Raw genomic sequence first — 21,120 nt, forward strand, 5'->3', positions numbered from 1 at the left:
AGTGATAAAATTTCATTGGAGGTACTCGACAGAAAGGAGAAATTAGCATGAAAAGGCGCCCTACAATAAATGATGTGGCGAAATTAGCTGGTGTTTCGATTTCAACTGTTTCCAGATATTTGAAAGATCCCTCGCAGGTCAGTGAAAAGTTAGGAGAGAGAATAAGAGAAGCCATAAAGAAACTGGGATACAAACCCAACAAGATAGCCCAGGGGTTGAGAACTGGTGATTCCAAAATGATAGGCTTCATCGTACCTGATATAACGAATCCCGCTTTTCTTACTATAGTTAAGGGAGCAGAGGATTTTCTGAGAAAAAAAGGTTATTCATTTATCATAGGAGGAACCGATCATAAATCGAAAGATGAAGTAGTGATTCTCGAATCTTTCATATTCCACAACGTAGACGGTGTTATAGTAACATGTACAGGCTACGAAAACAAAGCTCTAAAAGAACTTATAGAGAGATATCACCTCAAGTTGGTTTTCGTGGATAGAAGGTATCCCGGCATCGATGCTCCCTATATTGGTGTTGATAATTTTGGAGGAGTTGCCAGGATGGTTGATTATTTGGTCGAAACAGGTCATAGGTCATTTGCCTACCTTTGTGGAGATATGACCTCAACTGCGAAAGAACGTCTGGAAGGTTTTCTCGATCGTATGAAAAAGTACAAGATAAAGGATTACCAGGTTCTGTACGGAGAATTCACGTTTGAGAGTGGTTATAAACTCACCAAAAGATTGTCAAAAATACCGGACGCAATAATAGCTGGAAACGATCTTATGGCCTTTGGTGTGATAGAAGCTCTGAAAGAGAGAGGATTGGTAGTTCCAGAGGACGTCAGTGTAACAGGCTTCGACGATATGTTTTTCAGCAAATACTATAAACCTTCTCTAACTACTGTTCGTCAGGATCTTTATGAAATGGGAAAACAAGCCGGGAAAGTTCTGTTTGCACTTATTTCTGGAAAGAAGATAAGAAAAAAAGAGTACATACTTCCAACGGAAATCGTTATAAGAGATTCTGTGAAAGAAAGAAGAGCATAATATTTCTACGGATACATTTCCAGATACTCTTTCTCGATCCTGCACGGAATGGGGAGTCTTTTTTTTGAGCTCTTTCAGTCCTTTTTCTCTGAAAAGATCGTAGACAATAGCGACCCAGAAATGGACCTTTTCGTGGAGATGCTCCAGTGCTTTCAGCTGGTAGCGGAAGTACTCACCGCTTGCTCCTGTGATTTTCTCAAAACTTTCTTCATCCCAGCCTTTCACGCTCACTCTGATTAAAACGTTGAGATTCACAAAAAGATCCACAAGAGAAGGATCGAACCCGAACATCAGACCGTTCGTCTCCAAAATGAATGTGCCGTTCACAAGTTCTACGACTCTTCTCACGTGTTCGGCGGATCTTCTTCCAAGGATTGGTTCCGCCCCGCTGATCCTGAAAAGATCACACTTTCTTTTCTTTGAGATCTCAAGAAGTCTTTCTGCTACTTCCTCTGGTGAGAGAAAATCCCCTGCACGCTTGGGCCTGAGGTTTCTGAAGTAGTTCCAGCAGTAGGCACAGAGAAACTCGCATCCTACAGTATCCGCTGTAACGATTCCTCCGTAGTAAAGAGAGTATCTGAATCTATAGTATTTTCGCTTTTCACCGTTCATGACAAGCGATTCCATCTCCATGGCTCTTTGTACCGGGTCGAAGACCATATTACCCTCCCTCCTGTGTATAATGTACACGATGATCACAATTGGAGTTGATGGTGCGAAAAGAGGATGGGTGTATTCGATAGTGGAGAGAGACAGAGTTCTCGAGATAGGATTCATGGAACACTTCAGGTTCCTGGACTTTCCCACACTCGTCGATATCCCCATCGGTCTTCCGAAAAAAGGCGAAAGAGAGTGCGACAAACTAGCCAGAAAAATCCTTTCAAAGAGAGCTGCAAGTGTTTTTACGGTCCCGTGCAGAGCGGCCGTTTATCAGGAAAGCTACGAGGATGCACTGAGAGTCAACAGAGAATGCCAGGGGAAAGGATTTCCTGTTCAGTTCTGGCACATAGTGGAGAAAGTGAGAGAGGTTGACGTTTTCTTTAGAAGCCATCCAGATCTTTCCGATCAGATCAGAGAATCCCATCCCGAGCTGTGTTTTCTGAGGATATCAAGCAAAATGATGGAATCGAAACACACCAGAGAAGGTTTGAACCAGAGAATCAAGGCCTTGAGAAAACATCTGGTCTTCGATGTGGAAAATCTGCAGAAAATCTGCAGAGAGCACAAAATCTATATCCACGATGTGCTCGATTCACTCGTTCTTGCACTGACTCAGCAGTTTCCTCTTGAGACGATACCGGAAGATCCTCCACTGGATGAACACGGCCTTCCCATGCAGATCATTGTGCCAGCAAGGACACAGCGTTCGCCGAACCCTGGGTGACAACGTTGAAAACCTCATTCAGGTGCGAAGGATCTCCCACATCCACCACAGTCAGATATCCGTTGAAGTCTGCAATGTAAAGAAATCCTTCATGAAGACACAGACTCTGGGCCTTTCCTCCACTCGTTGGTATGTGATCGAGGACGAACGGGTTCCCAGGATCTGAAACGTCAACTGTTTGAACACCGAACGCGTAGTCTGCAAGATACAGCACACTATCTGAAACGATCACATCGTAGGGTGTCTGCGATTCGTAGGTCCCCAGAATTTGAGAGAGATCGTTCGCATCGATGATCGATACCCCTTCATCGTAGACAACGGCGTAGATCCTCTCATCTGACCCGAAGACACTTTTCACCGTTCCAAGATTCACTCTTTCGAGAAATACAGGATTTGCCGGATTTGAAACATCCACCACCTTCAAACCTTCATTGTAACAGGCCACGTAAGCGCGGTCTCCTGAAACGTGTACCTTTTCCGCCCAGTCCGCTTCTTCGAGTTTTGCAACCAGCACAGGAGAAGGAAGATCGGTTACGTTGTAGACCAGAAGACCGTTCGTCCAGTCCGCCACGTAGAGATAATCACCGGATAGCTCCACCCCGTAAGCGTAGTGGGTGTTCAGCTGATTCAACTGGACGGGATTTTCAGGATCGTTCATGTCGAAAACGAGGATTCCGCTCTGACCGCCTGCGAGGAACGCGTACCGTCCCGAAACTTCAACATCGAGAGCGCTGTTCGGGAGAGAAACAAAAGAAATACTAACGGGGGTGGCTGTGACGTCGAACACTTCCAGACCTTCCCCGGTTGCCACCAGGGCGTAGATTTTTTCCTCGGGCAGAGCCGGCATCATCTGGAAGCATCCAGAAAGGAATAGAAGAGCGAGAATAACAGGAAAGATCGCCTTCATTCTATCACCTCCCTGTGCATTCTACGTCCAGTAGTAAAAGAAAAATGAAAAAACAGTGTAAAATTTATAACTGGAGGGGGGAGATAACATGAAAAGATTTCTGGCAATTCTTTTGATCCTTCCGGTCATGGTGCTTGCGATACATCCTCTGGATCTTCTTGTTCGTGCAAGGGGAAATCCTGTCTACGAGACGATCATTGCAACCACAACCCAGGACGGCGACGAGATATACATACTGAAATCCTACGGCATGAACTGGCAGAACATCCAGTGGTTCCACAGAGTGGGCATAATCCTTCCGTCAAACTTGAATTACAAAGACAGGGCGTTTTTCTTCATAACAGGAGGAAGCAGAAAGGAAGAAAACGAACGCTATTACGATTCGTTTCTGGAAGACGTAAAAGAGAATCTGTGGGTGGCGAAAGAATTCGAAGCATCTTTCATAGTTGTGGGGGACGTTCCGAATCAGCCGATTTTCGGGCTCAGAGAAGATGCCCTGATCGCAGAAACGTTCAAAATGTTCCTTGAGAACCCAGATCCGTTTCTTCCTCTCCTTGTTCCCATGACGTACGGTGTGATAAAGGCCATGGACACAGCGCAGGATTTCCTTGAGAAAAAAGGCATAGAAATCAAAGGCTTCATGGTTTCAGGGGCTTCCAAAAGAGGGTGGACCACGTATCTTACGGCGATCTTCGATCCGCGTGTTTTCGCCATCGCTCCTATGGTGTACGACAATCTGAACATAGAAGCCCAGCTTTTGCATCAAAAGGAGTACTACAGCACTTACAGCGAAAAACTCAAAGATTATCAGGAAAAAGGGCTTTTCGAAACTCTCGAAAATGATCTGGGAAAAAGGCTCCTTGAAATTGTCGATCCTTACGCTATGAGATTGAGACTCTCTCTTCCAAAGATCCTTGTACTCGGCACCAACGACGAATACTGGACCGTGGATTCGGCGAACCTCTATGTGGATGACCTTCCGGGTGAAACCTTTCTATTCTATTCTCCAAACGATCCCCATAACCTGAAGAATGTGAAAGAGATAATAGAGACTCTTTCTTCGTTCTTCAAGATGTACCCCAAACTGCCGAAGGTGGAATTTTCTTACGAGGGCGGTAAAATACTCGTTGAAAAGATCCCGGAAATTGTGGACGCGGAACTGTGGTTTGCAAGATCGAAGAGCAAAGATTTCAGAAAGACGGTGTGGCTCAGATGTGGCGTGGAAGAAACCGATGATTCGCTGATCGGGGTACCTCCTGAAAAGCCTGAAGGTTTTTATCAAGCGTACTTCTTGAGGGTAACTCTCGAAACCAATGGTTTGAGGATTAAGCTTTGCAGTAAGATGATGGTGGAATAGCGGGGTGAAACCTTGGGAAAATGTAAATATTGTGGGAAGCCCGCAGGTTTCTTGAAGACCAAGCATAAGGCGTGTGAGGTTATCTACCAGGAAGGATGGAAAAAGATGCTGGATTTCGTCGAAAAGTCTTTCGAAAATGGAAACTTTCAATCTCTTAGGGGTCAGCTTCTCGAAATAGCTCGGAACCATTTCAGAACAGAGAATGATGTGGAAGATGTACTTGCAACAGTCTGGGAAAGGATGGTGGATCACTTTTTGAATGACGGCAATCTCGATGAATCTGAGGAAAGGATCCTCGCCAGTTTCATATGGGAAACGGGACTTTCTGAGGAAAAATTGAACAGGAAGGGTGCCTATGAGAAGTTCAAGAAGGGAAGATTGTTGAGAAAAGTGGTTCATGGAGAAATAGAACAGTTCGAAGGACCTGTCCCCGTCATCCTTGGAAAATCGGAAGTACCTGTGTGGGTCTTTCGAAGCGTAGAAAACTACGAAATGAGAAAACGAAAAGAGTACGCGGGAGGATATTCTGGTCTCAGTATAAGGATCGCACGTGGCGTTTACTACAGGGTGGGAGGCTTTAAAGGAACTCCCGTTGAAAAGACTGAACTGACGCATGTCGATAAAGGAACACTTGTTTTAACGAGCAAAAATCTGTATTTCGTCGGACAAACAAGAAGTTATAAGATTCCTTACGAAAAAATCATTTCGGTCATTCCATACAAAGAGGGAATCATGGTGTACCAAGATGCAAAGACGAAAAAGCCTCAGTTTTTTGAACTGGATGACGTGTGGTTTTCCTACAACCTCCTGGTGAATCTGATATCCCAGGCGAAGACTTAGTAGACTGTGTAGAAGATGAGTTCTCCAGAATCGGTGCAGAGAACAGCAAATTCTTTTTCTGAGATCTTGAAAATCTTCAGAGGATACTTTCCCGTTTTAACCGTTTGAACGACTCTATCGTTTTTTATCAGATACAACTCTTCTGCTTCCACAGAAAGTGCCACCAGATAGTTTCCTATCTCCTCGAGGTAGAGCACAGGGTGCGGCACGTTGATTTGTCTTACATTGCCGTCTCTGTCAACCACAGAGATAACGGGAGAAACAAGGCTGGCAACTGCGATGTCGGGTCCATAGAAGGAAATACCGTAAGCAAAATCGGGAAGGTTTTTCTTCCACACCACCTTTCCGTTCACCAGTTTCACGAGCCAGCCGTTTCGGTAGTCAAGGACGTAATCACCGCTTGAACCTTCCACGTAGCGCAGAGGTCGGGAGAGTCCCAGACGAACAGAGGTCATGCTGCCGTACCTGAGGTAAATCACATCGGAGTCGTCTTCATTTCTCCAGTAACAAAGATAGGCGATTCCTTTCGAAGTTGGAACGAAATAGGTGCTTGAAACTCCTGTTCTGTACCTTTCCACAACTTTGAAGGAACGTAGATCCACTCCAACGAGCGTTCCCTGAGAAAACAACGAAATGTAAAAAACACCGTTGTGGTAAAGAAAGACCGTGGGATCCCCACCAAGAAGAATTTCCCTCTTTCTCTTTCCTGAAGGAGTGAGTTCAACGAACTTTCCCTCGAACATATCAGTAACGTAGAAGTTCCCTTTGAGGTACATACCCCAGACAGGGTAGGAAAAACCTGTGAAACGTGCTGTTACTCTCTTTGAAAGCGCATTCACCGCGACGACTTCTCTTTTCAAAGAATCAACGAGGGTGATGACACCCTCGTTGATCGTTCCTCTCAAAGGATTCACATTGAGATCTATCCTCTCTGTTTCGAGGATTCCCGCGAAAACACTTACAATCAGAGATACAAGTAGCGCTGCAGTTCCCAGTTTGTAACGTAGGTGCTGAATTCCTTCCAATCCTTTTCGGCAGCCTCCACAAATTTTTCGAATATATGTTCTCCCAGTGCATCTATTATAACATCGTCTTTCTTGAGTTCTTCGACAGCCTCTTTCAGCGATCCTGGAAGCGATTCTATATTGAGTTCTTCCCTTCTCTCAGAAGTCATGTGGTAGATGTTTTCTTCAACTGGCGCGGGAGGCTCGATCTTGTTGATGATACCGTCCAGACCTGCCGCGAGGATGGCCGCAAAAGCAAGATAGATGTTACAGGATGGATCGGGTGATCTGTACTCCAATCTTGTCGCTTTTCCTCTCGCTTTTGGAATTCTGATGAGGGCGCTTCTGTTTCCAACTGACCAGGAGATGTAAACGGGTGCTTCGTAACCGGGAACGAGTCTCTTGTAGCTGTTTATCGTGGGATTTGTGACGGCTGCGAGAGCTTTGGCGTGCTTCAATATACCACCAACGAAATATCTGAGTTCTTTAGAAAGCCCAAGAGGATCGTCGGGATCGTAGAAGGCATTTTTGTCTCCCTTGAAAAGACTCATGTGGACATGCATTCCCGATCCGTTCACACCGTAAAATGGTTTGGGCATGAAGGTTGCATGATATCCGTGGAAGATTGCCATGGTTTTGATGACGAGTTTCACGGTCTGGGCGTTGTCGGCGGTTCTCAGGAAAGTGTCGTACCTGAAGTCCACCTCATGCTGTGAGGGAGCAACTTCGTGGTGCGTTGCTTCAACAACAACACCCATCTTTTCGAGAGCTATCGCGATGTCCCTTCTGATCTCTTCAACTTTGCTGAGCGGCAGAAGATCGAAATATCCTCCATGGTCAAGGAACTCAGGAACAGGTTCTCCTTTTTCGTTGATGGGAAGGATGAAAAATTCCATCTCGGGACCCGCGTAAGGGGTGTAACCCAGCTGTTCTGCTTTTTCCATCATTCTTTTTAGTCTGTAACGGGGATCTCCCTCAAAGGGTTTACCATCTGGAGTGTAAACGTCACAGATGACTCTTGCACTCTTTGCACCATCGACCGTCCACGGAAGAACGGCGAAGGTGTCGAGGACGGGCTTGAGGTACATATCAGACTCTTCGATTCTCACAAAACCCTCGATGGATGAACCGTCGAACATGATTCCGTCTTCCCAGGATTCGAGGAAAATTTCGGGAGTTATCTCCACGTTTTTTAAGATTCCATTGATGTCGGTGAACTGAAGTCTGATGAAGCGGACGTTCTCCTTCTCGATGATCTTTTTGATTTCTTCGATCGTCATGGAAACACCTCCTCTTGAATGTTGATGATATTCATGGTATAATTATCATCCCTGACACACAGAAGCAAAGAGAGTGAAGATCAAAACTTGAAAAACAACAACCTTTTCTGTCCCCGGGACAGAGGGGTTTTTCTTTTTGCATCTTTATGCGTAGAATATAACAGCCGTTTGTGAATTGCAAATTATTTGGAAGTTAAAAAGCGGTTTAGAAATACCTTCAGAAATAAGAACACAGCATATCCTATAGCAAGGCCAAGAGCGCTTCTGTAGATAGAAACCACCAGAGGCGTTTTAACATGACAGAACGTGTTGAACATCGAAACGAGTGCAACGCTGCCAAAACTCTCTCTGAGAAAATCGTATTCCCTGAATCCTTCCAACCAGAAAAACGGGTAGCACACAATTTCCTTGAAACGGGGCCGAACCATCAAGACACTCTCCAGCCAGTCTCTGAACTTTCTTTCAACTTCCAGCACCCATCCCGAATTTCCCGAACGCATAAGATAATAGAAACCCACAGGAATGGCAAGGAAAAGGAGCGGCAGGTACTTTTTCCAGTTTCTTCTGTTCTTCCAAAGTCCTGAAAGAAAGAGAAGCCCGGGAAGAAGCACGAGTGAAAGTTTCACTCCGCGGAAGTCCAGGATACCGTTGAGGTGGTACAGATCGCTGAGACTCAGAGACAGAGAGATCGACAGAAAGAGAAAACTCAACACTTTCAACCATTTCTTTTTCGGCACAAAATACGCCGCCAGTGTACCGGAAACAAAAAGGAGAGACACGAACCATTCCCTTGAAAAAGGCAAAACGAGAACTATAGATAGAAGCAGAGGGTTCAGAGAGATTATCATAAGAATGGGAGGTATCAAGAAGATCCACTTCGGGAAAGGCGGTTCAGATTCTGGAGGAGCCGGAAACGGTACAACTTTTCCTTTGAAATAACTGGAAAGCCTCTGAACGAGGAACTCTTTTTCGTCTATGTCCCTTATCCAGAGAACCTCCACACTTCGTTCAAGAACGGCTCTTTTGTACCTGTGAAACAGCGCTTCTTCGTCCAGATTTAGCTTTTCTATCTCTTCGGGTTTCACCGTGTGAACACGAAAGAAGAGGCCGTCTTTCTTCAAAAGCACGACTTTTCTTGCGAAATCGTAAGATGGATCGAACTCTACAATCCCAAGCCATTTTCCTTTCAATTTCTCTGCCAACTCTTGAGGTTCCCAGAAGAGAGGTTCACCTTTGAGAATCACGATCTCGGCTTCCGGTGGCAAATCTTTTCTGCTCGAAAGGTCAAAGAGAACCACTCGCTTTCCATCGATCATGTCGTCGAACAGAAAGGAAAATTCCATCCCTTTCCTGTCATAAGCCACCCTTTCTGGAAGAAAGAACACGATGAGAACAACAGAACTCACCAGAAAAATGAGAAAAAGACTATTTCTCAAGTTTGTAAACTTCTTCACCCACCATCACCTCGACTTCTTCCCTAGTCCAGCCGAAGATCAAACTCCCTTTCAGGGAGAGTCCGCCGATCTGGATTTTCCTTTTTGGTCCCAGATACACGGGAACGGGCCTTTCTCTCACAATCACTCTGTGCGGTCTGTTCACCACAAAGAAAGCGGTACTCGTGTTACCGAAAGTATCCGTAGCCTTCACAAAGACAACGTGATGCCCATCTGGTATCTTCTGGACTTCTCTTCCATCGCAGATGTATTCAACTCGAAAAGAAGAAGCGTCTTCTATCTTCTCCGGAGAGAGAACGAGTGGAGGAGTGGTGTCTCTCACATCGATCTCCATTCTCAAAAAGTTTCCGGATTCATCGCAACCGATAAGGTGATAGACACCAGGAAATTCTGGAGAAAACACAGTGATCTTTTCTCCAGTTGATGGAAGAAACCAGTTCACAAGAGGTGGTAGAATGAGGCTTTGGCCGAACTCAACAGAAGATTGGTACGATCTTTCCGCGAAAGAAACAGGAAGAGCTTCGAATGAGAGACTGGTGGATTGTCCCAGAGAGTCCACCACTTCTACTTCGAGCCTCGTGGCTTCCGTGGTTTGGTACCACAATTTGCCTTCCCTTCCATTCCAGAGTGTGACGAAGGTAGAATCGTCAGTCACATTCAGAAAGATCACCGTTCCGATAAGAGGATGCCACACCTTTGAATATCTCACCTCAGGAGGCTTTGGAGTGACGTCTATGGTGCCTTCTATTCTCCTTGGAACCTCAAATTTTTTGAAGAAGAAGGAAAGATAGTACTCGAGCTTCTCTTTTGTAATAGATCCCTTTACAACGACCCTGTCGCGTGAAAAGACTTCAATGGGAAATGCGTCGTAAACGAACGTGAGATCTGTGCTGTCAAGAAGCTCGGCGAAAACATCCTCGGGAATTCGGATATCCCCCACATCGACTCCGATCGTCACACCGTTGCTCAAGACAAGGGCCGTGCTGTCTGGAAGATCAATGGTGATACCTCGAACCTTCGGAGGAGTGTAAATTGTCTCGAGAGAGGCTTTGAAGGGCTCCAGGTCGCGCGAATTTTCAAAAGGGAAAGTTCTGTTCGTCAACGAAACGATGCCAGTGTTGTTGTAAGTGTTGAAGAGCACTTCCTTAGAAAACAGAAGAAGAGACGAGAGAATGAGAATCAGGAAAGAAATTCTTCTAACCATTCATCACTCCTCTCTTCTAAAAGGTTCAGAACGCTGAGAAGATCATCTGGAAGGGGTGCCCTGAAGTCCTTTTCCTCCTCAGTCCACGGATCGATGAACTTCATTCTATAGCTGTGGAGGAACTGTCTTTTTAAACCGTATCTCTTTCGAAACTCTCTGTTGAAATGTCTGTCACCGTAGGTGTCGTCTCCCACAACGGGAAAACCTATCTGCGAAAGGTGTCTTCTTATCTGATGCTTTCTACCCGTGTGTATCTTCACCCGGAGGAGCGAAACATCTTTCAGAGGTTTCACCGAAACGATCTCAGAAACCGCTTCCTGCCCATCGAGAGGAATGGTGATTTTCATGTTGTTCTCTGGAACTCCTCTTACGAGCGTGACGTATTCTTTCTCTATGTTTCTGCCCTTGAACAGTTCCGTGAGAATTCTCGCGGCCTCTCTGTTTTTGGCAACAACGAGAAGCCCAGAGGTTTCTTTGTCGAGTCTGTGAACGAGAAACGGTGAAAACCCCTTTTCCTGACCGTAATAAAGGAGTCCTTCTATCAACGTCGCAACATGAACACCTTTTCCCGGATGTATGGCTATGTTCGGTGGCTTGTTCAGCACAAGGTAGTGATCGTCTTCGTAGAGCACGTCGAGTTTCATGGGAACTGGTGTGAGGTCTTTCTTCTCAGATCTCTTCGGAAGATTTTCCAGATTCACATGCCGGAGCTCTACCACGTCTCCTTCTTCCAGATCGAAAGAAGGATCCTTCACGCGTTTTCTGTTGACATACACCTTTCCCTTTCTGATGAGTTTGTATATCACCGAAAGGGGTACGTCTTTCAGCTGGTTCCTCAGAAATTTGTCCAGCCTTCTGTAGAAATTCTCTCTGGTGACTTCCATTCTCATGACTTTTATTTCTCCTGAACGATTTCGTTTTTCTCGTTTAGAACGATCGTTTTCGCTTTCACAGGTTTGTCACTGAAGGTGAAAGCCATGATGATCACCCTGTCACCTTCTTCACCGAGCCTTGCAGCTGCACCGTAGAGGTTTATCTCACGACTTCCCCTCTTTCCCTTTATGACGTACGTTACGAATCTCTGGGCGTTGTTGACGTTCACCACCAGTACGAGCTCTCCCTCGCTGATGCCCGCTTTTTCCATCAGCTCTTCGTCTATCTCTATGCTTCCTTCGTAGTAAACTTCTTTTCTCGTGATCGTAGCCATGTGAATTTTGGACTTCAGATATATGTTCAGCATCGTTTCACCCTCCCGAAAGATTTTATCATGCGAGGATATGTTATGATTTTACAGAAACACGGGAGGTGGGAAATATTTACAAGCGATTCGCACGAGTTTTTCACAAGGGGCCGTACACATCGTTCTCGAGAAGAATAGCGAAAAATTTCACCAAGATTCTGGAAAACTTTCATATTCGAGGAAAAAAAGTGCTGGATGTGGCCTGTGGAGAAGGAACATTCGCTGTGGAAATCGCTAAGCAGGGTTTCGAAGTGGTGGGAGTTGATCTTTCACCCGAGATGCTGAATTTTGCCAGAGAAAGGGCAAAGGAAGAAAGCGTACCTGTGATTTTTTTGAAAAAAGACATGAGAGAACTCGATTTTCACGAAGAATTCGATATCGTCACCTGCTGGTTTGACAGTCTCAACTATCTACTGGAGTACAAAGATTTGAAGAAAACTTTTGAGAAAGTTCATGAAGCTTTGAAAACAGGTGGAGCGTTTCTTTTCGATATGAACACCGTTTATGGACTTCTGATGGCCAATCAGGAAGGCCCCGTGTACATTCAGCAGGATGGAAAGGATATCTTCGAAGTTCAAACTATAGAGTTCGATCTGGAGGAATCCGTCGCCACCTTCTATGTGACCGTTTTCGAGAGAAAAGAAGAGGGGCTGTGGGAAAGGTTCGATGAGATACACAGAGAAAGAGGCTACAGAGTGAAAGAAATCGCGTCTGCACTGAGTGAAACGGGTTTTGTGTTTTCTTTTTATGAAGATCTCCTCAGCAAGTCACCTCTGACCAGCTACAGTAGAAGACTGTGGTGCGTTGCGAGGAAGGTGAGCGCAGGATGAGACACAGAGGCGGGAGAGGATTCCGAGGTTGGTGGCTTGCCAGTACCATCCTTTTACTCGTAGCGGAGAAACCTTCTCATGGATACGAGCTCGCAGAGAGGCTCGCAGAGTTTGGTATTGAGATACCTGGAATCGGTCACATGGGCAACATTTACCGTGTACTCGCCGATCTCGAAGAGAGTGGGCTTCTCAGCACCGAATGGGATACAACGGTCAGCCCCCCAAGAAAGATTTACAGGATCACCCCACAGGGAAAACTCTATCTCAAAGAGATATTGAGGTCTCTGGAGGATATGAAGAGAAGAATAGAAACGCTCGAAGAAAGAATAAAGAGAGTGCTTCAGGAAGAGTAGAGTTCTTTTTCTATACGGGCCAGCTCTCTTTTCACTTCTTCTGAATCTATGGTCAGGTACTCTCCATCGAAGTAGATCCATTTTCCAGCGACCATCGTGGCGAAAACTTCACCGCTGAAAGCGTGAACGAGGTGGTTCTTTATGTTCTGGACTGGAAACATTTCAGGGAGATCGAGGTCTATTACCACAAGATCGGCGTTCCAGCCTTCTTCAATCTTTCCGCTTTTGAACCCCATCGCTTGGGCTCCATCGTACGTCACCATTTTCAAGCATGTGTTCACATCCAGATTGCGCGGATTCTGTGCTTTCTGAAGAAGACTCGCGAGCCTCATTTCGAAGAACAGATTCAGAGAGTTGTTGCTCGCCGCTCCATCCGTGCCGAGGGTGACCTTCATCCCATGCTCTATCATTCTCTGAACAGGTGCTATTCCGTTTCCGAGTTTCAAATTGCTCGCAGGATTGTGAGAAACGAAAAACGGAACATCTTTCAGAACACCGAAATATCTCTCGGGAAGATGAACACAATGAGCTGCGATGGTCTTCACTTCTTTCAACCCAATGTTCAAAATGTCCTCCAGATCATACTCTTCTTTGGAGGTTTCATAGAGATGAATCGTCACTGGGGCGTTCAGAGACTTCGCAGTGTCGAAGACTCTCTTCAGGTATTTTTCAGAACAAAGGTAAGGTGAGTGAGGACCGAATCCAACGAAGATCCTCCCCTCAAAACCGTTCCAATCGTTGTAGAGCTTCAAATTCTCCTCGAGTCGTCCTCCATCGTCCCCATTACTGTCCACAAGTCCCCGTGTCAAAAGGGCCCTCATTCCAAAATCTCTGACCGCCTTCGCGATCCACTCCTCATGAAAGTACATATCGACAAAGCCGGCGATACCATGTCTTGCCATTTCCATCTGGGCAAGGATCGTACCGTAGTAGGTCATCTTCTCTGTCAATCTGTCTTCTATGGGAAGCACCTTAGAGAAGAGCCACTCTTCGAAACTGAGATCTTCCGCGACTCCTCTCAGAAGAGTCATCGGCGCGTGAGTGTGCGTGTTGAAAAGAGCCGGCATGACGAGTTTACCGGAGAGATCCAGATCGACCTCCACTTCTCCCTGTATCACTCGTTTTATCGTGCCGTTTTCGATTTCTACGGCTCCAAAAAAAGGTTCAGAAGAGAAATCTTTCAGTATCAGGCAATTTCCTATAATCATTTCTCCCGCCCTTTCCACAAAGCGAGAAGAATTTCGAGAGAGTTGAGATCTCCCACTATCTCTCCCTTTTCATCGACAACCGGCATCTCCTGTATATTGTTGTCGATCATCAGCTTCAAGGCTTCTTCCAATGGTGTATCCATGTGAACGTATACAGGATCCAACATTATCTCAGATGCGTTCTTTGCTATCAATCTTTTCATCGAGGAGCGAATGAGCTCTTCCTTTGGAATGAACCCGAAAAAGTGAAAACCAGAAACCTTCAAAAGGTGCATGACAGGGATCATTCCAACGAGTTTGTTGTCTCTCGCAACATAAACGGTTCTTGTGACGGGATCTTCTAGTATCCTGTCGACGATTTCTTCTATAGGAGTGTCTTCCTCTACAACTGTGGGCTTCAGAGAAATCAATTTGCAGACGTCTTTCACTTTCATGATCTCACCTCAATATCTGATCAACAAATAGACTCCTGACACCAGAAGACTGAGTATGAGCACGGGAAAACCTATCTTGAAATACTCCCAGAAGGTTATATGCTTTCTGTCTGCTATGAGAGAGGTTCCTACCACGTTCGCGGATGCACCGATTAGAGTTCCATTTCCTCCAAAGCACGCTCCCAGAGAAAGAGCCCACCAGAGGGGTCTCAGATCAGAAAACGTCTCCGGAGCCAGAACCGCGAGTTTCTTTATCACTGGAATCATGGTGGCAGTGAACGGTATGTTGTCAACGAAAGCGGAACTCAACCCAGATATTCCCAGAATTGATATCAGGGTGCCTTCCATTTTCCCTTTTGAAAGCCTGATGACGAGTTCTGATATTTTTTCGAGAACACCGGCCTCTTCAAGGGCACCAACGACAAGGAAAAGACCTATGAAGAAAAAGATGACGCCCCATTCGATCTCTTTGAACACATCCTCTATATCTTTTTTATTTAAGAAGGCAAGCGAGAGGAAGCCAGCAAGAAGGGCAACCTCGAAACTTTCAAGTCCAAGTGGTTTCTGAAGAGAAAAGAGAACAAGAACAACCAGAGTTAGTATTATGGAGAGATAAAACAGCTTTTTGTCAACGATGGCCCTACGGGGTTCGAAACCTTTGACCACTTCCACCGGTATTTTTCTGAATATGACCCTTCTGTAAACAGCAGAGAGAAAGATCAAAGTAACGATGAGGGTCAGAACAGCAGCGGGTGCCACGTTAACCACAAAATCGAGGAAATGAAGTTTCGCCGCGGAAGCGATCATGATGTTTGGGGGATCTCCTATCATCGTCGCGGTACCACCTATGTTCGAAGATATGATCTCCGATATCACAAAGGGAACGGGATCCAAGTCCACCGTATCGCAAACTACCAGCGTTACAGGAACGAACACCAGTATTGTTGTTACGTTGTCCAAAAAAGAGGAGAGAAGAGCCACAAGGAAATTTATCGAAACAAAGAAGAAAAACACGCTTCCTCTGGAAAGTTTTATAGAGTACAGTCCCAAAAAATGAAACAGGCCGCTTCTTTTTGTAACGGACACGAAGATCATCATTCCTATCAAGAGAAATATCGTGTTGAAATCCACATACCTTACCAGTGCTTCGATGGGATCTTTGAACACAAAAAAGAGAGCAGCGCTCCCTCCAAGCATGGTAATGACCGCTCTGTGGTGTTTTTCCAGAATGATGAAGAGGTATACTATTATAAAGATCAAAAGTGAAACAACGGCATCTTCGAACAAAATATCTCCCCCGGAGGTAAGAGATCGATGAAGAAGATGTTTCTGTTTATCTTTGCTATTATACCCCTGGTTTCTTTCTCTGTTGTAACCCTCGATTTAAGTATGTTCAGTACCGAAGAGGCTTCTTCTGTTCTTGCGGATGTTCAGGAGAAAATTCTGGAATTTCTACCGAAAGAAGCGACGATCACAAACTCTTCGACGGCGACGTTTTCGATGACGTTTTTCCTCTCCTACGACGCGACGGACAACCTCTATGTGGGAGAATGGAAACACAGGGGTGAAGTTGCAAGGTACGAGTACAATCCCAGGGGCTACAAATATTACAGAGACTTCGTGATGGAGTGTGCCTCTTTTCCCCTGGAGAAGGTCTCTTTCTATCTCTTTTCCAAAAATGAGTTTCCAGATGCATTCCGGCTCACCTATCATCCCGCACTCGATGAGTACTGTGACTTTTCAAGCAGATACCTGGTTTTCTCTTCTGAAAGACTCTCCGGCAACAGAAATTTGTTCTTGATCGACAGGCAAAACGGAGAACTACTTCCAATGCCCATCTACGGCAGCAGCGAGTACTTTCCAAGAATATCACCGGATGAAAGATACCTGCTTTTCCAAGGTTCACTCCATGGAAACTGGAACATCTACTACATGCCGCTCTCGCCCGATTACTCGAAGAAGATACAGCTCATCTCACGTGGCAGGTACGCTTCGTACAATCCGAACTGGATCGACAACAACACGGTAGTTTACGTTCAGGAAGATGCAACTTCGAATCACTTGGTTGTGAAAGACCTGACAACAATGAAAGAAAAGGCGTACTATCTTCCGTTCGACTGGGTTTTCACACCGGCCAAGGGAAATCAGGGTATCGTGTTCGTGGGACTCAAAGAGTCAAACTTTGGGATATACGAGCTGCTTCCAGATGGAACGATAACAGTTCTCGAGGACAGTCCTTACAACGAATTCGACCCGGACGTGTTCGAAAATTACCTGATCTTTTCTTCCAACAGAGACGGAGTTTTCAGAATCTACGCGAAAGACCTGGTTTCTGGGAAGGTGTGGTGCCTCACAGAAAATATCCCCTACGATGCGTTCTACCCTGCGTTCTCTGAAGATGGAAAACTTGTAGCCTTTTCTGTGTACAGCAAAGGGAGCGAACCAGATATATGGACTGTTCGTTTCAGAATTCCTCAGGATTGATGTTCTTTACGACATGGACCCTCTTTATGAAACCACCCGATCTTTTCAGTTCCTCGAGCTCTTTTTTCAAGCCGGTGGAAAGCTCGCCGTTCGTGAAAATTCCAACTTCCGTGGCACCATAAATATAGGCCGCCGCAACGAGTTCCTTCACGACCTCTTTCTCCACCGTAGAGTTTCTTCTCTTCACCTGGAAAACCACTGTGCTTCCTCGTCTTTTCGCAACGATATCTGCCCCAAAATCCTTACTCTTTCGCGTTGTTCTCACCGATCTAAAACCGTGTTCTTTCAGATATTCTCTGGCGAATTCCTCGAACCGATATGGATTCTTGAGACCCGCCTCGAGAAGGTTTCTGAGGTCTTGTTTTCTCCTTTTCTTCCCCCATTGCAGAAAGAGAACAAGAAGGCTAAAAGACAACAGACTCAAAATGATATAAATCATGCACTTTCACCTTCGTTTTGTGTATTTTCGAATTTCTTCTCATTCTTTCAAACGCTTCCAGAGATTCCTTCGTGATGGAAGAATAAGCTACCCTGATGTCACGTGTTCTGTTCGTGTATGCCATGTAGAGGATTTCTTTCACCACATCGAAGTTCACGCTGCCCACACAGATGATGATCTTTCTGAGACCTTTTTTGATCAGAAACACTTCACAACCGCTCACTGTTTTATGAGAGATCTGGTATCTTCTGCCTTCGTAGTACCTTTTTACAGTTCGGCAAACAGTTTCAACATCGACTTTTTTCCTTTTCTCGATCAGGCTCAGGATGAAAACGATGAAAATAACGACTGCTGTGAGAACGATCCCGAGCATTTTCACCTTACCACCCCACCCAGAAATACATGATATCATTTGAAGATGGAGAAGGGAAGGTGAAAAGGTGCGCGTAGAAGAGGCAAAGTACCTCGCAAAAAAGATCATGATGGCCGGTGAGATACCGCTTCTGGTAGGGCATTTCGGTGTGGGAAAAACGGATATCGCCAGGGACATAGCCAGAGAAACCGAAAGAAAACTGATCATCCTGGTTCTTTCTCAGATGGAACCGGGTGATTTGATAGGACTTCCCGCCCGCACAGAAGAGAAAACCGTCTTTTTAAAACCGGACTGGTGGCCCGAAAGCGGCGATACGATTCTTTTTCTCGATGAGATAAACAGAGCCCATCGTTCCGTCAGAAACGCGATCATGCAGCTCCTTGTGGATAGAAGAATTCACAACCATATCTTGCCGGAAGGAACGTGGATCATGGCAGCCATGAACCCCCCGGAGGAAGAGTACGATCAGGCCGATCTCATTACAGATCCTGCGTTCATATCTCGATTCTTCATTCTGGAAGTGAACCCAGACGTTTCCGAGTGGCTGGAGTGGGCTGAGAAGAACAATGTATCGAAAGAAGTGAGAGACTTCATAAGGGACTACCCCGAGTTCCTTTTCTCCGAAAGAAGTCTCTCTCTGAGAACATCCCTGAAACCTTCCCCGAGAAGCTGGTACAAGCTCTCAAATGTGCTGAAAACTCTGACGGATGATGAAAAAGAAAAGTACGGCTACGTCATCGCGGCAGGAATCGTGGGGCCAGAGGCTGCAAAGGCCTTTTATGATTCGTTCTTTCAGAGAGTAAAGATCCCTTCTGTGGAAAGTGTGCTCTTTGATGGAAAGATAGAAAATTTGGAAGACATACACGCTGCGAACACTCTTGTTCTCAGGATAGTGGACTTTCTGAGTAAAGTGGATGTGAGAACACTTGAAAGACACCTGGACGACGTATCGAAGAACCTGGTCAGACTTTCCGAAATCATGCCCAGGGAATCTTTTTACGGTGTTTTAAGATTTCTGGTCGATGAAGCTCAAAAGGAAGGAGAAAAGTCCTGGATCTTCGATAAAATACTCGAAAAGATGCTGGAAAGAGAAGACATGAGAAAAATGGTGAACGAACTATGAAAGGTGAGGAAACTCTCAAAAAGGCTTTGCTGAACATAGGAAAGGAATCACCGTTCTATTATTACGTTCTTCTCGGTGTCAAGCTGGTACCATCGAAAAACACGAGAAATCTGAAGCTCTCTTTCTCCACAACCGGAGATGTGATGTTGTTGTACAATCCAGAAGCGATAGGAAAAAAGCCTCTGAAAATGGTTCAGGCTCTTCTGATACACGAGGTCATGCACATCGTTCTCCAGCACTTTCGAATAAAGCCCAAGGATGAAAGAGACAGAAAGATATGGGATCTTGCCATGGATGCCGCTATAAACCAGTACATCCCGGAACTTGCAGCCTTTGGGATACCGCTCGACGTACTTGTGAAGGAAGGTCACGCGACGGACAACGATGCACTCTTCGTACTGCCACCTGAGTGGATGATGTTCGAAAACGCTGAAGCGTATCATAAATGGATTTTAGAGGAGATGGAAAGGCTCGGAAGGTACGATGTGGAAGTGGTGGCAGAGTTTCGGGATAACGTCGACGACCACTCAGGACTGTTCGAGGAAGACGTTCCAGTTGAGATGATCCTCGATCTCACAAAAGACAGAACCAAGAAAGCTTTCAACCTCTTTGGAGACACTCTTCCCTCTGGAGTAAAAAGGGAAGTTTCGCTCTCACTGGAAAATCCCGAACTGGACTGGAAAACACTCCTCAGGAGGTTCTTCGGTGTTTCGATAAAAGCGGATCGCTACACAACTCCGTTGAGGCCAAACAGAAGGTACGATCACCTTCCTGGCTGGAGGAACGAGTACCTTCCCAGAATAGCCGCTGTGGTGGACACCAGCGGAAGTATTGTGGAGAGGGAGTTGAACCAGTTCATTTCCGAACTCGAGAAGATCTCGAACGTAGCAGGGGAAGAACTCTGGCTCGTTCAGGTTGACAGAAGCGTCACGTCGGCTATGAAGTACAGATCCGGAAAGTGGAAGGATCTGGAGATTGTGGGAGGAGGAAGCACAGATCTTCAGCCAGCGATCGATTATTCGGAAAGGGTCCTCAGGTCAGAGGGGACAGTTGTCTTCACGGATGGTCACACCGACGTTCCGATCGCAAGGAGAAGAATCCTTTTCGTGCTTTCAAAGTATCACAACGAAGAATTTCTCAAGGAAGCGAGAAAGATGTATGGAAGAGATGCGGTGGTGGTCCTTTCATGAAGAGGGAACTGGAACTTCTTCTGAAGGAAACATCGGTACACAATCCTCTTAAAGACTACGAGAGTAAGCTTGATAACGTGCATCTTCACACGTTTGTACTCAGAATAAAGAGACATCGTTTCCCATCCCTGTTTCTCATGATTGACACATCCGACAGAAGACTGCTGAATCTCTCCGTTGAAGATCCCTTCGATAGGGAACCGTGTATATACAGGGTAGAAGCAGATGTTCCGGAATCCATGGTCTCCTTCTACACGAAGCTGTTCGAAAAGGTGGATTCAATCTCCGCGGGAATATTCAGGATGCCGCTGAAAGTGAAGGTTTTAAGGTCCGCCGGAAATGAAAGCTGGCTTCAAAAAATATTCCTTCAAGAAAAAGTGAAAAACATGGAGTTCTTTCTCTTCCAAAACAGGGTATCTGATGAGAATCTGGAAAAGATGATGAAACTTTTAAAATCGCGACTGAAGATCGTTCTGAGAAACGAGGGAATAGATGTGTTCCTTGAAACTCCAGAGTGGGTAGATAAAGAACACATCTCACTGCTCCACGAAATGGGTGTTGTTTTGAGAAAGAAAAAGGGCATTCAACCTGCGCAGAATCCTATGGAACAGGCCTTTCTCACACTCAGAATAGGATACGATCAGTTCTTCGAAGAAGACTTTGACATGGAATCTTTTGTGAAAGATTTTATGGAAAAATTGAAAAGAATGTATGAGGTCCTCGTTTCAATGTTATAATAAATACCGTGCAAAAACCTTTCAAGGAGGGACGAAACATGAAGGTAAGAGTTGACGCAGATGCCTGCATTGGATGTGGAGTTTGTGAGAATCTCTGTCCTGACGTTTTCCAGCTCGGTGACGATGGAAAGGCAAAGGTCCTCCAGCCCGAAACGGATCTTCCCTGTGCAAAGGACGCCGCTGACAGCTGTCCAACCGGAGCTATCAGCGTAGAAGAGTGAGGTAAGGGGTGG

23 protein-coding genes and 1 pseudogene are annotated in these 21,120 nt (G+C 45.6%); 11 read left to right on the forward strand and 13 right to left on the reverse strand.

Translation table 11 applies throughout. The annotated features are described in order from the left end of the window. Window positions 1-47: 47 nt before the first annotated feature. The gene (locus T2812B_RS09350) at window positions 48-1,046 is read left to right on the forward strand and encodes a LacI family DNA-binding transcriptional regulator (protein ID WP_004080613.1); all 999 of its coding nucleotides are present in this window, start codon (window positions 48-50) and stop codon (window positions 1,044-1,046) included. Window positions 1,047-1,205: 159 nt separating this feature from the next. On the opposite strand, the pseudogene T2812B_RS09635 reads toward T2812B_RS09350, so the two are convergent. Further along, a pseudogene (locus T2812B_RS09635) lies at window positions 1,206-1,823 on the reverse strand (radical SAM protein); the annotation flags it as partial. On the opposite strand from T2812B_RS09635, the gene T2812B_RS09360 reads away from it, so the two are divergent. Beyond that, entirely contained in the window at window positions 1,738-2,430 is a 693-nt protein-coding gene (locus tag T2812B_RS09360) for a DUF429 domain-containing protein (RefSeq protein ID WP_231556582.1), read from the forward strand. The pseudogene T2812B_RS09635 and the gene T2812B_RS09360 overlap by 86 nt on opposite strands. Here the strand turns inward: T2812B_RS09360 and T2812B_RS09365 are convergent. Further along, entirely contained in the window at window positions 2,387-3,337 is a 951-nt protein-coding gene (locus T2812B_RS09365; protein ID WP_008193224.1) for an LVIVD repeat-containing protein, read from the reverse strand. The genes T2812B_RS09360 and T2812B_RS09365 overlap by 44 nt on opposite strands. A gap of 88 nt (window positions 3,338-3,425) precedes the next feature. On the opposite strand from T2812B_RS09365, the gene T2812B_RS09370 reads away from it, so the two are divergent. Together T2812B_RS09370 and T2812B_RS09375 are read left to right on the forward strand one after the other, a co-directional pair. Next, window positions 3,426-4,694, forward strand: a complete 1,269-nt coding sequence (locus T2812B_RS09370; RefSeq protein ID WP_008193223.1) for a PhoPQ-activated pathogenicity-related family protein — start codon at window positions 3,426-3,428, stop codon at window positions 4,692-4,694. A gap of 51 nt (window positions 4,695-4,745) precedes the next feature. Next, complete coding sequence (locus tag T2812B_RS09375; protein ID WP_231556583.1) at window positions 4,746-5,534, forward strand: hypothetical protein; 789 nt, start codon at window positions 4,746-4,748, stop codon at window positions 5,532-5,534. Here the strand turns inward: T2812B_RS09375 and T2812B_RS09380 are convergent. From T2812B_RS09380 to panD, 6 genes are all read right to left on the reverse strand, one after another. Continuing rightward, entirely contained in the window at window positions 5,531-6,559 is a 1,029-nt protein-coding gene (locus tag T2812B_RS09380; RefSeq protein WP_008193219.1) for a hypothetical protein, read from the reverse strand. The genes T2812B_RS09375 and T2812B_RS09380 overlap by 4 nt on opposite strands. Next, entirely contained in the window at window positions 6,499-7,818 is a 1,320-nt protein-coding gene (gene glnA / locus T2812B_RS09385; RefSeq protein WP_008193217.1) for a type I glutamate--ammonia ligase, read from the reverse strand. The genes T2812B_RS09380 and glnA overlap by 61 nt, the downstream gene beginning before the upstream one ends. Window positions 7,819-8,000: 182 nt before the next feature. Then, window positions 8,001-9,272, reverse strand: coding sequence for a DUF5693 family protein (locus T2812B_RS09390; protein WP_008193216.1), 1,272 nt, complete (start codon window positions 9,270-9,272; stop codon window positions 8,001-8,003). Next, window positions 9,244-10,476 carry a hypothetical protein gene (locus T2812B_RS09395; RefSeq protein ID WP_008193213.1) on the reverse strand — a complete coding sequence of 411 codons (1,233 nt, stop codon included), beginning with the start codon at window positions 10,474-10,476 and terminating at the stop codon, window positions 9,244-9,246. The genes T2812B_RS09390 and T2812B_RS09395 overlap by 29 nt, the downstream gene beginning before the upstream one ends. After that, on the reverse strand, window positions 10,452-11,366 hold the full coding sequence (locus tag T2812B_RS09400) for an RluA family pseudouridine synthase (RefSeq protein ID WP_008193211.1): 915 nt from the start codon (window positions 11,364-11,366) through the stop codon (window positions 10,452-10,454). The genes T2812B_RS09395 and T2812B_RS09400 overlap by 25 nt, the downstream gene beginning before the upstream one ends. 5 nt (window positions 11,367-11,371) lie before the next feature. Next, window positions 11,372-11,716: an aspartate 1-decarboxylase gene (panD, locus tag T2812B_RS09405; RefSeq protein ID WP_008193209.1), complete on the reverse strand. Its 345-nt coding sequence runs from the start codon at window positions 11,714-11,716 to the stop codon at window positions 11,372-11,374. A 65-nt stretch (window positions 11,717-11,781) separates the two neighbouring features. Between panD and T2812B_RS09410 the strand changes: the two genes are divergently transcribed. Both T2812B_RS09410 and T2812B_RS09415 read left to right on the forward strand, forming a co-directional pair. Further along, on the forward strand, window positions 11,782-12,546 hold the full coding sequence (locus tag T2812B_RS09410) for a bifunctional 2-polyprenyl-6-hydroxyphenol methylase/3-demethylubiquinol 3-O-methyltransferase UbiG (protein ID WP_008193206.1): 765 nt from the start codon (window positions 11,782-11,784) through the stop codon (window positions 12,544-12,546). Further along, entirely contained in the window at window positions 12,543-12,899 is a 357-nt protein-coding gene (locus T2812B_RS09415) for a PadR family transcriptional regulator (protein WP_008193205.1), read from the forward strand. Before T2812B_RS09410 ends, T2812B_RS09415 begins: the two co-directional genes overlap by 4 nt. On the opposite strand, the gene mtaD is transcribed toward T2812B_RS09415, so the two are convergent. The 3 genes from mtaD to T2812B_RS09430 are packed head-to-tail and all read right to left on the reverse strand — an operon-like array spanning window position 12,887 to window position 15,828. After that, window positions 12,887-14,107 (reverse strand): 5-methylthioadenosine/S-adenosylhomocysteine deaminase, encoded by a 1,221-nt coding sequence (gene mtaD, locus T2812B_RS09420; RefSeq protein WP_008193202.1) that lies wholly within the window; start codon window positions 14,105-14,107, stop codon window positions 12,887-12,889. The two genes, T2812B_RS09415 and mtaD, sit on opposite strands and share 13 nt — an antisense overlap. Beyond that, window positions 14,104-14,541 carry a CBS domain-containing protein gene (locus T2812B_RS09425; protein ID WP_004080627.1) on the reverse strand — a complete coding sequence of 146 codons (438 nt, stop codon included), beginning with the start codon at window positions 14,539-14,541 and terminating at the stop codon, window positions 14,104-14,106. The genes mtaD and T2812B_RS09425 overlap by 4 nt, the downstream gene beginning before the upstream one ends. Window positions 14,542-14,550: 9 nt before the next feature. Continuing rightward, complete coding sequence (locus tag T2812B_RS09430; RefSeq protein ID WP_008193199.1) at window positions 14,551-15,828, reverse strand: ArsB/NhaD family transporter; 1,278 nt, start codon at window positions 15,826-15,828, stop codon at window positions 14,551-14,553. A gap of 27 nt (window positions 15,829-15,855) precedes the next feature. Between T2812B_RS09430 and T2812B_RS09435 the strand changes: the two genes are divergently transcribed. Continuing rightward, window positions 15,856-17,025, forward strand: a complete 1,170-nt coding sequence (locus T2812B_RS09435; RefSeq protein WP_008193197.1) for a PD40 domain-containing protein — start codon at window positions 15,856-15,858, stop codon at window positions 17,023-17,025. Here T2812B_RS09435 and T2812B_RS09440 read toward each other — a convergent pair. Together T2812B_RS09440 and T2812B_RS09445 are read right to left on the reverse strand one after the other, a co-directional pair. Further along, entirely contained in the window at window positions 17,006-17,464 is a 459-nt protein-coding gene (locus tag T2812B_RS09440) for a restriction endonuclease (protein ID WP_008193194.1), read from the reverse strand. The two genes, T2812B_RS09435 and T2812B_RS09440, sit on opposite strands and share 20 nt — an antisense overlap. Continuing rightward, window positions 17,430-17,837: a hypothetical protein gene (locus tag T2812B_RS09445; protein ID WP_004080631.1), complete on the reverse strand. Its 408-nt coding sequence runs from the start codon at window positions 17,835-17,837 to the stop codon at window positions 17,430-17,432. Before T2812B_RS09445 ends, T2812B_RS09440 begins: the two co-directional genes overlap by 35 nt. A gap of 67 nt (window positions 17,838-17,904) precedes the next feature. On the opposite strand from T2812B_RS09445, the gene T2812B_RS09450 reads away from it, so the two are divergent. From T2812B_RS09450 to T2812B_RS09465, 4 genes are read left to right on the forward strand one after another with little or no spacing between them, the layout of a single operon-like run. Continuing rightward, on the forward strand, window positions 17,905-18,960 hold the full coding sequence (locus tag T2812B_RS09450; protein WP_008193190.1) for an AAA family ATPase: 1,056 nt from the start codon (window positions 17,905-17,907) through the stop codon (window positions 18,958-18,960). Beyond that, complete coding sequence (locus T2812B_RS09455; RefSeq protein WP_008193188.1) at window positions 18,957-20,150, forward strand: VWA-like domain-containing protein; 1,194 nt, start codon at window positions 18,957-18,959, stop codon at window positions 20,148-20,150. Before T2812B_RS09450 ends, T2812B_RS09455 begins: the two co-directional genes overlap by 4 nt. After that, window positions 20,147-20,887 carry a DUF4895 domain-containing protein gene (locus tag T2812B_RS09460; RefSeq protein ID WP_008193185.1) on the forward strand — a complete coding sequence of 247 codons (741 nt, stop codon included), beginning with the start codon at window positions 20,147-20,149 and terminating at the stop codon, window positions 20,885-20,887. The genes T2812B_RS09455 and T2812B_RS09460 overlap by 4 nt, the downstream gene beginning before the upstream one ends. A 38-nt stretch (window positions 20,888-20,925) precedes the next feature. Further along, the gene (locus T2812B_RS09465; protein ID WP_004080635.1) at window positions 20,926-21,108 is read left to right on the forward strand and encodes a ferredoxin; all 183 of its coding nucleotides are present in this window, start codon (window positions 20,926-20,928) and stop codon (window positions 21,106-21,108) included. Window positions 21,109-21,120 lie beyond the last annotated feature (12 nt).

Source organism: Thermotoga sp. 2812B, from assembly GCF_000789335.1.
GTDB lineage: Bacteria > Thermotogota > Thermotogae > Thermotogales > Thermotogaceae > Thermotoga > Thermotoga maritima.

Coding starts and splice junctions, on each gene's coding strand:
- T2812B_RS09455 (WP_008193188.1), top strand. CDS start 18,957: ATGAAAGGTGAGGAAACTCTCAAAAAGGCTTTGCTGAACATAGGAAAG.
- panD (WP_008193209.1), bottom strand. CDS start 11,716: ATGCTGAACATATATCTGAAGTCCAAAATTCACATGGCTACGATCACG.
- T2812B_RS09365 (WP_008193224.1), bottom strand. CDS start 3,337: ATGAAGGCGATCTTTCCTGTTATTCTCGCTCTTCTATTCCTTTCTGGA.
- T2812B_RS09445 (WP_004080631.1), bottom strand. CDS start 17,837: ATGCTCGGGATCGTTCTCACAGCAGTCGTTATTTTCATCGTTTTCATC.
- glnA (WP_008193217.1), bottom strand. CDS start 7,818: ATGACGATCGAAGAAATCAAAAAGATCATCGAGAAGGAGAACGTCCGC.
- mtaD (WP_008193202.1), bottom strand. CDS start 14,107: ATGATTATAGGAAATTGCCTGATACTGAAAGATTTCTCTTCTGAACCT.
- T2812B_RS09395 (WP_008193213.1), bottom strand. CDS start 10,476: ATGGTTAGAAGAATTTCTTTCCTGATTCTCATTCTCTCGTCTCTTCTT.
- T2812B_RS09440 (WP_008193194.1), bottom strand. CDS start 17,464: ATGATTTATATCATTTTGAGTCTGTTGTCTTTTAGCCTTCTTGTTCTC.
- T2812B_RS09370 (WP_008193223.1), top strand. CDS start 3,426: ATGAAAAGATTTCTGGCAATTCTTTTGATCCTTCCGGTCATGGTGCTT.
- T2812B_RS09465 (WP_004080635.1), top strand. CDS start 20,926: ATGAAGGTAAGAGTTGACGCAGATGCCTGCATTGGATGTGGAGTTTGT.
- T2812B_RS09350 (WP_004080613.1), top strand. CDS start 48: ATGAAAAGGCGCCCTACAATAAATGATGTGGCGAAATTAGCTGGTGTT.
- T2812B_RS09425 (WP_004080627.1), bottom strand. CDS start 14,541: ATGAAAGTGAAAGACGTCTGCAAATTGATTTCTCTGAAGCCCACAGTT.
- T2812B_RS09460 (WP_008193185.1), top strand. CDS start 20,147: ATGAAGAGGGAACTGGAACTTCTTCTGAAGGAAACATCGGTACACAAT.
- T2812B_RS09415 (WP_008193205.1), top strand. CDS start 12,543: ATGAGACACAGAGGCGGGAGAGGATTCCGAGGTTGGTGGCTTGCCAGT.
- T2812B_RS09360 (WP_231556582.1), top strand. CDS start 1,738: ATGATCACAATTGGAGTTGATGGTGCGAAAAGAGGATGGGTGTATTCG.
- T2812B_RS09400 (WP_008193211.1), bottom strand. CDS start 11,366: ATGAGAATGGAAGTCACCAGAGAGAATTTCTACAGAAGGCTGGACAAA.
- T2812B_RS09435 (WP_008193197.1), top strand. CDS start 15,856: ATGAAGAAGATGTTTCTGTTTATCTTTGCTATTATACCCCTGGTTTCT.